14 protein-coding genes are annotated in these 12,388 nt (G+C 60.9%); 2 read left to right on the plus strand and 12 right to left on the minus strand.

Translation table 11 applies throughout. The features are described 5' to 3' along the window. Nucleotides 1-188 precede the first annotated feature (188 nt). The 3 genes from F2982_RS19170 to F2982_RS19180 all read right to left on the minus strand — a co-directional run bounded on the left by F2982_RS19170 (nt 189) and on the right by F2982_RS19180 (nt 2,437). Nucleotides 189-1,457: a site-specific integrase gene (locus tag F2982_RS19170; RefSeq protein WP_203428803.1), complete on the minus strand. Its 1,269-nt coding sequence runs from the start codon at nt 1,455-1,457 to the stop codon at nt 189-191. Between the two features lie 261 nt (nt 1,458-1,718). Beyond that, entirely contained in the window at nt 1,719-2,054 is a 336-nt protein-coding gene (grxD, locus tag F2982_RS19175; protein WP_199629554.1) for a Grx4 family monothiol glutaredoxin, read from the minus strand. A 158-nt stretch (nt 2,055-2,212) separates the two neighbouring features. Next, complete coding sequence (locus tag F2982_RS19180) at nt 2,213-2,437, minus strand: hypothetical protein (protein ID WP_203430124.1); 225 nt, start codon at nt 2,435-2,437, stop codon at nt 2,213-2,215. 156 nt (nt 2,438-2,593) lie between these two features. Between F2982_RS19180 and F2982_RS19185 the strand changes: the two genes are divergently transcribed. Further along, complete coding sequence (locus F2982_RS19185; protein ID WP_203428804.1) at nt 2,594-3,751, plus strand: hypothetical protein; 1,158 nt, start codon at nt 2,594-2,596, stop codon at nt 3,749-3,751. Here F2982_RS19185 and F2982_RS19190 read toward each other — a convergent pair. The 5 genes from F2982_RS19190 to F2982_RS19210 all read right to left on the minus strand — a co-directional run bounded on the left by F2982_RS19190 (nt 3,748) and on the right by F2982_RS19210 (nt 10,419). After that, nucleotides 3,748-5,559: a hypothetical protein gene (locus F2982_RS19190; RefSeq protein WP_246777481.1), complete on the minus strand. Its 1,812-nt coding sequence runs from the start codon at nt 5,557-5,559 to the stop codon at nt 3,748-3,750. The two genes, F2982_RS19185 and F2982_RS19190, sit on opposite strands and share 4 nt — an antisense overlap. Before the next feature lie 118 nt (nt 5,560-5,677). Further along, complete coding sequence (locus F2982_RS19195; RefSeq protein WP_037061327.1) at nt 5,678-5,911, minus strand: BolA family transcriptional regulator; 234 nt, start codon at nt 5,909-5,911, stop codon at nt 5,678-5,680. Between the two features lie 20 nt (nt 5,912-5,931). Next, nucleotides 5,932-8,166 carry a phosphoribosylformylglycinamidine synthase subunit PurL gene (gene purL, locus F2982_RS19200; RefSeq protein ID WP_203428805.1) on the minus strand — a complete coding sequence of 745 codons (2,235 nt, stop codon included), beginning with the start codon at nt 8,164-8,166 and terminating at the stop codon, nt 5,932-5,934. A gap of 127 nt (nt 8,167-8,293) precedes the next feature. After that, nucleotides 8,294-8,869: an acyloxyacyl hydrolase gene (locus F2982_RS19205; protein WP_203428806.1), complete on the minus strand. Its 576-nt coding sequence runs from the start codon at nt 8,867-8,869 to the stop codon at nt 8,294-8,296. Nucleotides 8,870-9,000: 131 nt separating this feature from the next. Then, nucleotides 9,001-10,419 carry a PLP-dependent aminotransferase family protein gene (locus F2982_RS19210; protein ID WP_112716463.1) on the minus strand — a complete coding sequence of 473 codons (1,419 nt, stop codon included), beginning with the start codon at nt 10,417-10,419 and terminating at the stop codon, nt 9,001-9,003. Between the two features lie 80 nt (nt 10,420-10,499). Here F2982_RS19210 and F2982_RS19215 point away from each other — a divergent pair, with 80 nt between their 5' ends. Then, nucleotides 10,500-10,754 carry a DUF1127 domain-containing protein gene (locus tag F2982_RS19215; protein WP_130278231.1) on the plus strand — a complete coding sequence of 85 codons (255 nt, stop codon included), beginning with the start codon at nt 10,500-10,502 and terminating at the stop codon, nt 10,752-10,754. Here the strand turns inward: F2982_RS19215 and F2982_RS19220 are convergent, their stop codons facing one another. From F2982_RS19220 to purS, 4 genes are read right to left on the minus strand one after another with little or no spacing between them, the layout of a single operon-like run. Beyond that, nucleotides 10,755-11,153, minus strand: coding sequence for a hypothetical protein (locus F2982_RS19220; protein ID WP_112716459.1), 399 nt, complete (start codon nt 11,151-11,153; stop codon nt 10,755-10,757). A 47-nt stretch (nt 11,154-11,200) separates the two neighbouring features. Next, the gene (gene purQ, locus F2982_RS19225; protein WP_203428807.1) at nt 11,201-11,872 is read right to left on the minus strand and encodes a phosphoribosylformylglycinamidine synthase subunit PurQ; all 672 of its coding nucleotides are present in this window, start codon (nt 11,870-11,872) and stop codon (nt 11,201-11,203) included. After that, nucleotides 11,869-12,126 (minus strand): hypothetical protein, encoded by a 258-nt coding sequence (locus F2982_RS19230; RefSeq protein ID WP_112716455.1) that lies wholly within the window; start codon nt 12,124-12,126, stop codon nt 11,869-11,871. The genes purQ and F2982_RS19230 overlap by 4 nt, the downstream gene beginning before the upstream one ends. 19 nt (nt 12,127-12,145) lie before the next feature. Continuing rightward, nucleotides 12,146-12,388, minus strand: coding sequence for a phosphoribosylformylglycinamidine synthase subunit PurS (gene purS, locus F2982_RS19235; RefSeq protein WP_203428808.1), 243 nt, complete (start codon nt 12,386-12,388; stop codon nt 12,146-12,148).

Here is a 12,388-nt window from a genome sequence, read left to right on the forward strand (position 1 = left end):
ACATGCCGGTCGATTTGCAACCAATGAGTTGCGCGCATGAACTGTTTTCATTGTCAAAATTGGCCGAGCATGCAGGGTCATGCGCCCTGTGGATATTGCGTTGCCAAGGTATCAGCGGTTGCAGGAAAAACGAAAGCCCGCCTCATGGAGAGACGGGCTTGGATATTTCAGGACGCCATTTTTGGACGTCAGGCACTCTTGAGAGGGAAGGCCGTGACGTTGTCCGCAGGCGCGTTCTTGCCCGTGAGAAAGCTTGCCCATGCCGTCATGAGCGCTAAACGCTTGGCGAGGTAATCTGCGCGATTGTAGGCCCTTTCTACGGCATCGCCGATCTTGTGGCCGATTGCCATATCGATCAGCCGGGATTCGAATTGCGTCTCGTTGTTCCCCCACGTCGAGAAGGTCGAGCGCAGGCCATGATTGTCCATGACGTCGCTCGAATAGCCGAGCGCTCGTGTCTTGTTCAACATGCTGTTCGTCGCCATCGGGCCGCCGTTCCGCTGGTTCGGAAAGAGATATTCGCTATCCGCCATGAAGTCCGGGTTTCGGGCCTTATGCCGAAGTGCCACCTTGACCACAGAAACCGCCGCTGGCGAGAGCGGAACCTTGTGCTCATGCTTCACCTTCGAAAGCTCTGGGATCGTCCACATGCCCGCTTCTAAGTCGAAGTCGGCGATCTTGGCCTCGCGAACGTCAATCGTCCGAACGCCGCTCAAGATCAGCAGTTGCAATGCAAGCCCTGCGGCGGTGCCGTCAGCGTCCAGCTTCGAATAAAAGGCTGGCATGTCGGCATAAGCCAAGGAAGCATGAGGTTCGACTTTCGTCACCTTCTCGCGAGCAACGAACAGATATTCGAGGCAACCTTTCCAGCGAGCAGGATTATCACCGGTTCGGTATTTCTTGACGGTCGCCCAATCCAGAATGTTTTCAATGCGGCCGCGAAGGTCGGAAGCCGTCTTCGTGTTCGAAGTCCATATCGGGCGGAGCGCTGCCTCGACGAGATCGACGTTGATATCCTCGACGTTCAAGGCACCGAGCGTGGGATAAGCGTAATCTTTGAGCGACTGTTTCCAGCGCCTGAAATGCTGCGCAGTCCAATGCTCGCCCTTGGCATCCATGAAACCTTTCGCGCATTCCTCGAAGGTGCGGCCCTGCCGAGCGGCAGCAATGCGCGCCGACTTCGAGCGGTCCCGTTCTTCGATCGGATCGATGCCGTCTTTCAGTTTCAAGCGCAGCAATCGGGCTTGTTCGCGGGCGTCCGCCAGCGGCAAATCATTGAGCGAGCCAAGACCCATCGCCCGCGCTTTGCCGCCGGGAAGTTTGAAACGGAAGATCCAAGAACGCATCACAGCGCCGTCGCGGGCAGTGCATTGAAGCCACAGATTGCCGCCGTCGCCATGCATCCCAGCCGGCAGGTTCTTGCAATTGTTCGGAAGACGATGGATGCCCTTTGCCATGATGAGCTATTTCCCGTTACCCACATTCAATAAGTCAACGGTAAGAGACAAACTAAGACATTGCAAGAAGATAATTCAGGCGCAATCGCCTGTATATCATGGCAGCGTAAGACGGATTAGGACAACGTGAAATGAGGCGATTGCGAAAGAGGTGTCCGTCACTTTAGAAATTCCCATAAACAGGCCAAGGCGCTGTTCAGCACAGCGCCTCGGACTCAAATCAAATCAGGTTTGGAAACCGGGCGGACGCCCGGTGCCCGGTCAGGAGGCGGCGCGAACCGCGACGCCGTTTTCCTGCAGATGCTGCTGCAACTCGCCAGCCTGGAACATTTCCCGGACGATATCGCAGCCGCCGATGAACTCACCCTTCACGTAAAGCTGGGGGATCGTCGGCCAGTTGGAGTAATCCTTGATGCCCTGGCGGATTTCCGAATCGGCGAGCACGTTGATGCCCTTATAATCGACGCCGATGTAATCGAGAATCTGCACGACCTGGCCGGAGAAACCACACTGGGGAAACTGCGGCGTGCCCTTCATGAAAAGGACGACGTCGTTGCTCTTGATTTCGTTGTCGATGAATTCGTTGATGCCGCTCATGGGACCTATTCCTTTCAACAGGCGGGTTAAAGGCCCACCGTTTCAATCGTTAGCTTTAGATAGCATGCGCCGGTTCAAATTCCAGCAGTCAATGCCAAAAAAAGACCAATCGTAAGCATGCTAGGTAATGCTGTTGCGCTTTCGTTACGCCTGCGATGTCAGCGGCTGCGCTGCTTGCTGCGAACGGCGGCGGTGCGGCGTTTGCTGACCTGCTTCTTCGCGGTCTTGCGCGGGGCGGCGGCCTTCTTGAGCCGGCCAGTCGTTGCCGAGCGAGTCTGCCGCTTGGTGCGCTTCGTCGTCGAACGGCCGGTCGTCTTCTTCAGGATCTCCTTGAGGACGCTTTCGACCACGCCGTTGACGATTTCCTTCATGAGATCGGCCATCATTCACCTTCTGCGATAGAAACTGGTTTTCCGGCTATTGAATTCCGGATGTTTTGCGTTAGCAAGCGCTGTTCGTGCCCGTCCGTGTTTTTTCCGCCTCATTTGGCGTGCAAGGCGGCGCCGATGGCGCCATGGGGGCTTGCCGGAAAGACTGTGATGGAATTGATCAGGAAGCGGGTCGTGCTGCACTTCCCGGGCTTCGAACCGCTGGATGGCCGCGCGCAGCGTGCGCGCTACGAGCGTTCAGCAAAGCAGAGCGGCAAGGTATGGGGCTTCGAGGCTGAGATCGGCGAAGTCGAGAATGCCGTCTATCCCGTCTCCTTCACGGTCGATGCCAAGAGCGCGGCCTGGCAGACGCAGAACCGCATCCATATCCTCGATCACGACGAACTCGTGCAGTCCCTGCGCCACAAATCTCTCGCACGGCGGATGATCGATGGCTTCACGGCAGCCGCCAGGATTATCGGCGACGGGGCCATGGCCGCCTATTTCCGCCACGCCTGGCGCTTCGGCCTGTTCTTCATCTTCCCGTTTCTGCTGATGACGCTGGGGATGCTGCTGACGGCAACGATCGCCCTTGCACCCCTCCGCTTCGACCTGCCGGCATGGAACCTGATCTGGAGCCTGCCGCTCGCCGCCGCATTTTTCGCCTTCGTTTTCCTGCCGTTCACCGAGCGGTTCCACACGCTGCATCTCTTCGCCGATTGGGAAATGGCAGTCGCGCTCGGACGGATGAACCGCCCCGAATTCAATGCATTCCTCGAACGTTGCGCTGGCGCGGCGCGCGCGGCGTTGGCGGAGGAGGCTGATGAGTACGTCATCTCCTCACACAGCATGGGCTCCAGCGTTGCCGCTCATGTGCTCGGCATGCTCCTGGAGCGGGAACCGGAGCTACTTGCCGGAAAGCGCGTCGTTTTCGCCTCGCTGGGCTCCGCCGTGCTGCAATGCGCGCTTCTGAAGCCCGCCGATGTCTTGAGATCGCGTGTCGGCGCCATCGCCCGAAACCCCGCGATCTTCTGGCTCGACGTCCAGTGCCTGACCGACGCGATCCATTTCTACAAGGTCCCGGTCGCCGCCGTCACCGGCCACCCCGACGCACCGCCCGCCAAGATGCTGTTCATTCGCGTCAAGCAGATGCTGACGCCCGAGCACTACAAGAAGATCAAGCTCGATTTCCTACGCGTCCACCGGCAGTACGTGCTCGGACCGGACCTCCAGGCGCCGTTCGATTTCACGCTGTTGACGGCGGGGCCTGTCCGCGCGGATGCTATGGCCGAGGGCGGGCTAAAGGCTGGACTGAGCCAGGCAGCCTAGCGGAAGAGGCTGTGATCGATCCGGAACAGCTGAAAGTCAGAGGGAACCGGGTTCTCCACTCGGACAAGGCCGGGCCAGGAACCACCGCCTGCCAGCGCGGCGTAGAGCGGGGCCTGATCGGCATCGACCGGTAGCGGAAATTTGCAAACGGCGACATAGTCGAACGGAGCGGCTGCGGCTTTGCGTGTCTCGCTATCGGGTGACGTGAAGAGCTCGAACATGCGCTTCATGCCGGGAGACGCGCGATGGAACGGGACGGCGGCGACGGAGAAGCCGGAAGGTAGCGCAAAGGCCAGTGGAATGGACAGCCCCTGCGGCACGGCGATCCCACCCGGCGCGACCGAACTCAGGGCTGAAAAATCCTGCCCTTTGCATTCGCTATAGCCCATATAGTCGATCGCATCATAGGTCTGCTCCTGGGGCGGAAAGATAAAGCGCAGCGCGATCGTGATACCGATGATCGAGGCCAGCGTTCCACCGACGAGACGCTTCAGCTGTCCGCCGCTCGGCTTGAGAAAGCCTTCTGGAGCCGTCACCACCTGCAGTGCGTGCGGCAGGAAGAGCGGCACGAAGGCGAAGGCAAAGCGGATATTCCTGGTCTGCAGCAGCGTTAGCACAAGGCTCGCCGCGGCGACGGCAAAGAGGATCGCCAAGCCGGCACGTCCCTTGCCACTATCGCGGACAATGGCCGGCAGTGCCGCGACGGCGATGCACACTAGCACCGCAAGCATCATCACCATGGCGGTCTGATTGTGCTCGAAATAGTAGAGAAAGCTGTATTCCTGGGCGACGCGGTCGAACCAGTCGCGGCGTGATAGCGGGTCGATCATCCAATAGGGGCCGGACAGGCAGCGCGGGAACAGATATGCCGATCCGCCGAGAAAAACGGCGCCTGCCGATGCCAGAGCTGCAATTCGAGCCAGCGGCTTTTGCCGATCGAGCGCCAGTGCGCCAACCACCAAGATCGCCGAACAGCCGAGCGCGAGAACGATGTAGGGTGCAGAGAAGGCATCGCAGTGGGTGGACACCATGCCGACGGGGCCGAGAAATGCGAAGCCTGCCGGCAATGTCAGAGCAATGATCGTCGCGGCTGCAGCGAGGAGGACGTCCCGGGAGCCGGGCACGCCGAAGATGTAGCATCCGACCAATCCAACGAAGGCCATTGCGATGAGCGGCAACCCCTCAAGGCCGATGATAACGCAGATCAAAGTGCCCACACCGATCAGGATGCCTCCGGCCCGGTTCCATCGCTCCAGGCCGATCCCGATCATAGACAGTCCGATGATCTGCATATTGTGATGATCAATGCGATAGGGAACGAATTCCCATATGGCGTAGGTCATCAAGATGATGCTTGTGATGAGTATTGGATAAGAGACGCCGACGCCGCCACGCATCTGCCGTGAAAAGAAACTGGCGATCAATGCACTGAAGCCAATGAGCATCAATGGCGGCCAGACCTGGAAGGCGATCTGAAGTGCGCGTTCACCACCAAAGGCGGGGGAAAGCAACGAGGCGATCGTGACGTAGGCTAGATCGATCAGCCGCGACCAGGGGGAAGTGTAGGGTTCGGGTGTCGCGATGACCGGCAGTCCGAGGTCGAACCAGCGCCCGCCGCCGAAGAAAAGATGGCGGATTTGCAGCTCACGCATCTTGTCGTCGATATCGCCGAGGAAGTTCTGGCCATCGATGCGGTCGAGCAGGGCGATGACGAGGCAGAGCGGTGCGACCGTCAGGAACACGCGTAGCCATGCCGATCCGTGACCGGCGTTAGCCTTATCTTTAATGCCGAGAAAATCCGAAGCCATGCCGCTATCCACCGCTACGATCGTGCGAAGGAATATGCGCGGCAGACAATTAAGATTGCGCTAGGGAACAGCAAGGCCGAAAAACAAAAATGCCCGGCAGTGCCGGGCATTTTGCATTTCACTCAGGTGCTGATGTCTGCAGCGCGAGGGCGTGCAATATGCCGCCCATGTTGCCTTTCAGCGCTTCGTAGACCATCTGGTGCTGCTGTACGCGGCTCTTGCCGCGGAAGGCTTCGGCGACGACTTCGGCGGCGTAGTGGTCGCCGTCTCCTGCCAGATCGCGGATCGTCACCTTGGCACCGGGGATCCCGGCCTTGATCATGTCTTCGATATCGCCGGGTTTCATGGGCATGATCGATTACTCCTTGCGCATCATTCCGCAGCGGCGAGTGCGCCGCGGCCATCCATGAATTCAGGGAACCACGATTCATGGGCGTTGCGCAATTGCTGAATGGGCAGTGCGATCAGATCATCGACAACCAGTTTGTCACCGGCAACGGTGCCGAGGCGGCGGAAGGGAACGCCGGCGCCTTCTGCATTGGCGCAGAGGAAATCGGCGACATCGGCCTTCACGGCGACGACGTAACGGGCCTGGTCTTCGCCGAAGAGCAGTGCATGCGGCGCGCCCTTGCTGTCCGACAGGCTGACATCGAGACCCTTGCCCGAGGACATCGCCATTTCGGCGAGCGCCAGTGCCAGACCGCCCGACGAAATGTCGTGGCAGGCGGTGACCTGGGCGTTGCGGATTGCCGAGCGGACGAAATCGCCGTTGCGGCGTTCGGCGAAGAGATCGACCTCTGGGGCACCGCCATCGGTGCTGCCGATGATGTCGCGCAGGTAGATGGAGGAGCCGAGATGGCCGCCGTCGGTGCCGATCAAGATCAACTGGTCGCCTTCAGCGGCGCTGCCGATGCGGGCCATCGACTTCCAGTCGGGCAGCAGCCCGACGCCGGCGATGGTCGGGGTCGGCAGGATGGCGACGCCGTTGGTTTCGTTATAGAGCGAGACGTTGCCGGAGACGATCGGGAAATCGAGGGCGCGGCAGGCTTCGCCGATACCCTTGATGGATTCAACCAGCTGGCCCATGATTTCGGGCTTCTCGGGGTTGCCGAAGTTCAAATTGTCGGTCGCAGCCAGCGGCTCGGCGCCGGTTGCGGTGATGTTGCGCCAGCATTCGGCAACGGCCTGCTTGCCACCTTCGAACGGATCGGCCTCGACGTAACGCGGCGTGACGTCGGAGGAGAAGGCGAGCGCCTTGGTCGGATGGCCCTCGACGCGCACGACACCGGCGTCGCCGCCCGGCAGCTGCAGCGAGTTGCCCTGGATCAGCGTGTCATACTGCTCATAGACCCAGCGGCGGCTGGACTGGTTGGCGGAGCCGACGAGGTCGAGCACGGCCTTGTTGTAGTCTTCGGGTGCAGCCACCAGTTCGGCCGGCAGCGGCGCGCGCTTGCCGGATTCGCGCCAGGGGCGATCATATTCCGGAGCCTGATCGCCGAGATCCTTGATCGGCAGGTTGGCGACTTCCTCACCCTGGTGGACGCAGCGGAAGCGCAGGTCATCGGTGGTCTTGCCGACGATCGCGAAATCGAGGCCCCACTTGACGAAGATCGCCTTGGCGACCTCTTCCTTCGATGGCTCGAGAACCATGAGCATGCGCTCCTGGCTTTCCGAGAGCATCATTTCATAGGCAGTCATGTGCTCTTCGCGGACGGGAACCGTGTCGAGGTCGAGCAGGATGCCGAGATCGCCCTTGGCGCCCATTTCGACAGCCGAGCAGGTGAGGCCGGCGGCACCCATGTCCTGGATGGCGATGACGGCGCCGGTCTTCATCAGCTCAAGGCAGGCTTCCAGCAGGCACTTTTCGGTGAAGGGGTCACCGACCTGCACGGTCGGACGCTTCTCTTCGATCGACTCGTCGAACTCGGCCGATGCCATGGTCGCACCACCGACGCCGTCACGGCCGGTCTTGGCGCCGAGATAGACGACGGGCAGGCCGACGCCCTTGGCTTCCGAGAGGAAGATGGCGTTCGACTTGGCGAGGCCAGCGGCAAAGGCGTTGACGAGAATGTTGCCGTTATAGCGGGCATCGAATTCGACTTCGCCGCCAACGGTCGGGACGCCGAAGGAATTGCCGTAGCCGCCAACACCGGCGACGACGCCGGAAACGAGGTGACGGGTCTTCGGGTGGCTCGGCTCGCCGAAGCGCAGCGCGTTCATCGCGGCGATCGGGCGGGCGCCCATGGTGAAGACGTCGCGCAGGATGCCGCCGACGCCGGTCGCCGCACCCTGGTAGGGCTCGATGTAGGACGGATGGTTATGGCTTTCCATCTTGAAGACGACGCAGTCGCCGTCATCGATATCGACGACACCGGCATTTTCACCCGGACCTTGGATGACGCGCGGTCCCTTGGTCGGCAGCGTGCGCAGCCACTTCTTGGAGGACTTGTAGGAGCAGTGCTCGTTCCACATGGCCGAAAAGATGCCGAGTTCTGTGAAGGTCGGCTCGCGGCCGATCAGATCCAGGATCCGCTGATATTCATCCGGCTTCAGGCCGTGGCTGGCGATGAGTTCGGGGGTGATCGGGCGGGTATTGGATATGGTCATGAGCTCTCGAAAGTCCCTGCCGTTGCGCGTTTTGCGGTGTCTTTAACCCAAGTTGGCCGCGCGCGCGACAGGAAAATGGCCGCCGTCAACAATGAGGCTCGGGCGCGCCTTTCGAAATGGCAGATGCCTAGAATTTGTAGCCGAGCTGCAGGCCGGCGCGGGTCATGCCGTTGTTCGGGCCGTCGCAGAGATTGGCATGCGAGGAATGGGCGACCTGAGCCAGGACATTCCAGTGATTGTCGAAGCGATAGCCGGCGCCGATATATTCGTGGAACAGCAGGCGGCAGCCGAGCGCCGGGCCGTCATCGTTGTGATCGAGCTCGCCGGTATGGACGACGCCGCCGAAACCCGCTTCGGCGAAGAGCTTCTCGGAAAAGTCAGCAGTCCAGGAGAAGCCGGTGAAGACCTGCGTGGCGGAGCCCGAGGTGCCGATCGAGGTGCCCAAGTGGATGCGCGGCCGCGCAAGCTTCTGCAGGCCGGTGGCTTCGTCATGGCCGAATGGATCGAAGAAGAGGGTCACTTCGGGGAAGACGCCGTCTTCATGTTCGCTGCCGCCCTGGATGGAGGCAGAGGCGCCGAAGCGTAGTTCGTCGAATATCTGATCCTGCGCATGCGCGGGCAAGCTCGATGCACCGGCGGCGAGAACCACGATGGTGGATGCAGACAGGAAACGCAGGACCACTTCGCGGATACAAGCGTTCATCGGTTTCCCTCGCGCCGATCGAATCGCAGCGTGCGCTGCTGATCGATTGGTACCCAGCGAGGGGCAAAGGTAAAGCCGCCCCTAAAATATGACAGTTTTTGGCGGTGTGCTGAGTCTGAAATGCAACAGGATCAGACTTCGCTGTCGTAGGAGGAGACGCCGCTTTCCAGCAGACGCCGCAGTGTCGTCAGCCCGCGGGAGAGCTCGGTGACATCGGCCGGCGAGGAGAAGGAGACGCGGACGCGGTGATAGACGCGTTCGGAGCGGGCCGATTTGAACTCGTCCTCGTCGTCGATCAGCACGCCTTCCTGATAGGCGGCATTCTTGAAAGTGCCGGAATGCCAGGGGTCGGGAACCTTCAGCCACAGGAAGGGCGCATGCGGATGGGAGACGAAATCGAAGCCGGCGAGATGTTCGCGCACGATCGCCTCGCGGCGCGCGAGTTCCTTGACGCTTGCGGCGCGGACGCTGTGGGCCTCGCCCGACTCGACGAGCCGTGCGGCTGTCTCTGCCAGAATGAAGGGCAGGCCGCCGGTGATCATCTTGTGCGTCACCTTGATGCGCTGAGCAAAGTGCGGCGGGCAGGCGGCCCAGCCGCCGCGAACACCGGCGGCGACGGATTTCGACAGGCCATTGATCAGGAACGTTCGCTCCGGCGCGAGCGAGGCGAGCAGCGGCGTCGTATCACCGGTCATGCCGCCATAAAGATCGTCTTCGATCAGCCAGACGCCGTGGCGCCGCGCGATCTCGGCGATTGCCTGGCGCCTGTCGAGCGGCATGGTCGCGAGCGTCGGATTGTGGGCGGTCGGCATCAGGAAGGCGAGCTTCGGATGCTGCTGGTGGCAGACACGCTCGAAATCCTCGGGGATGACGCCGTGTTCGTCGGAGTCGACGATGATCGTGCGGCGGCCGAGGATGCGGGCGCTGCGACTGACCTGCGTATAGGTGAGGTTCTCGAAAACGATCTTGTCACCGGGGGAGGACACGGCGGAGATGATGGCGATTGCTGCGGCGTGGACGCCAGAGGTCGGGACGATATTGGCGGCATCCGGCGCCCAGCCATTGCGCGACAGCCATGTCCGTCCGGCGGTGAACCAGTTCTGCGGGAAGGTTCGCGAGTAGGATGAGACCTCCGACATGTGCTGCTCGCCGATTTCGCCGAGGATGCGCCCGACAATCCTGCCTTGGCCGAGATCGGGTGCCGCGGTCGTGTCGAAGCGGATCTTGTTCGGCGGTGCGTCGATGGCGCGGGTGCCGCCGAGCGAAATCGTTAGCGGGTCGACCTGTTCGCTTGGCGACGCCTGATTGCGGTCGATCACATAGGTGCCGCGGCCGACTTCGCCGGCAACGAGGCCCCGTTCGTGAACGAGCGCATAGGCCCGGCCGATCGTTCCGATTGTCACCCCGATATCATAAGCGAGATTTCGCTGCGGCGGCAGCTTGCTGCCGGCGGGCAGGGCGCCGCTGGCGATGGCGGATTCGATGCTGTCGGCCAGCCGCATATAGACCGGGCCGGAACCGCGCGAGAGATCTGGGAGCCAATTTGTCATGGTGACAATGAATAGATTGTCACCCTTGTGCTGTCAAGAATATGAGACATTTACGCCGGCCGAACGATAGGAGGATGGCGATGTCGATAATGCCGCAGATAAAGGGTGAAATTGTGCCTATTGCATCGGTAAGCGATCCGTGCGTCATTGCGCCCCGCGTCACAACGACCGGCGGGACATGGCTTGAGCGTCTCTGGAATGGATTTATCGAATGGCACAGCAAGCGCGAAGGACGCCGGGCGCTGCGCGAGCTGACGGCTGATCAGCTCAAGGATATCGGCATGTCGCAGTCCGATGCGGCCCGCGAAGTCGGCAAATCGTTTTTCTGGGATTGATCAGCTGCAGGCTTTGCTGCCCGCGGACCAGCGGTTCACGTCGGCGGCAATGCGGGCGGAGACCGGCTGGGACATCAGCGGGCCAAAGGCCTGCAGGCGAGCCGGATTGCCTTCCGCCTGAACGACGAGATGCGGCAGTCCGGCAGGGCTGTTCTTGTGAACGACGAGAATGCGCGGGCGGCCGGAGAAGGAATTGAGCTCCGGCGCCAGACGGTAGGTCGCGAAGGCCGCGTCGCCCGACTTGAACCAGCAATTATTGGCGCCGACGGCAACGCGCTCCATGGTGGAGAGCGCGTCGCGGTTGGCGCTGACGGGCGGCGCCTTGGACTGGCAGGACGCGGCCAGCATTCCGATGACAGCAAGAGCGGCGGCAGCCGTAAGGGTGGTCGCAATGCGCATCGGTGGTCTCCAGCGGTGGTTTAGATCCACCTGATATCCGGCGAAGGTTAAGCGGCGATTACATCCAGCGCCGAAGCGAAGAGACCGCGGCCGTCGGAGCCGCCATGGGCTGCTTCGATCAGGTTTTCCGGATGCGGCATCATGCCGAGAACATTGCCGCTCTCGTTCATCACGCCGGCGATATCATTGATGGAGCCGTTCGGATTGGTGCCTTCGGCATAGCGGAAGACGACCTGGCCGTTGCCTTCGATCTTAGCCAGCGTTTCGGCATCGGCGAAGAAGTTGCCGTCGTGGTGAGCAACCGGCGAGCGGATGATCTGGCCCTTGGCATAGGCGCGGCTGAAGTCGGTATCAGCGTTGACGACCTCGAGCTTGACTTCGCGGCAGACGAACTTCAGCGAGGAATTGCGCATCAGCGCGCCGGGCAGGAGGCCCGCCTCAACGAGGATCTGAAAGCCGTTGCAGACGCCGAGAACCTTGGTTCCCTGCTTGGCCTTCTCGATGATCGCCTGCATGACCGGCATGCGGGCAGCAATCGCGCCGCAGCGCAGATAGTCACCGTAGGAGAAGCCGCCGGGGATGACGATCAGGTCGATATCCGGAATATGCGTTTCGGTCTGCCACACCGTCACCGGTGCGTGACCGGAAATCTTGGTGAGCGCAGCGATCATGTCACGATCGCGGTTGAGACCAGGGAGCTGAACGACGGCGGACTTCATGGGTGCGGTTCAAACCTTGCTTGTGCTTCTGCCAGTTCTCGGAGTTCGAGACGGTTTTCAATGCGATCAAGACGCTGCTCGTGACGATCCAGAATACCGTAAATATTATGGAGATCCTGATGGACCGAAATCATCGTGCCGCGCATGCTTTGCATTTCGCTGCGAATTTCTGCCAGCGAAATGTCAATCTTGTCGAAGCGCTGATGCATCTTCTTCAGAAGCTCATACATGAATTCCTGAGTTACATCAGCCATCGCGCATTCTCCACAACCTTCAGTCGAGAGAAATAGTATAGTTCTCGATCACCGTGTTGGCGAGGAGTTTCTCGCACATGGCCTTGAGGTCGGATTCGGCCTTGGCCTTGTCTGCGCCTTCGAGCTGCAGGTCGAAGATCTTGCCCTGGCGGACCTGGCCGATGCCGGAAAAGCCGAGGCCGCCGAGGGCGCCTTCGATTGCCTTGCCCTGCGGGTCGAGAACGCCATTCTTGAGCGTGACGGTTACACGAGCTTTGATCAC

Source organism: Rhizobium sp. BG4 (genome assembly GCF_016864575.1).
GTDB lineage: Bacteria > Pseudomonadota > Alphaproteobacteria > Rhizobiales > Rhizobiaceae > Rhizobium.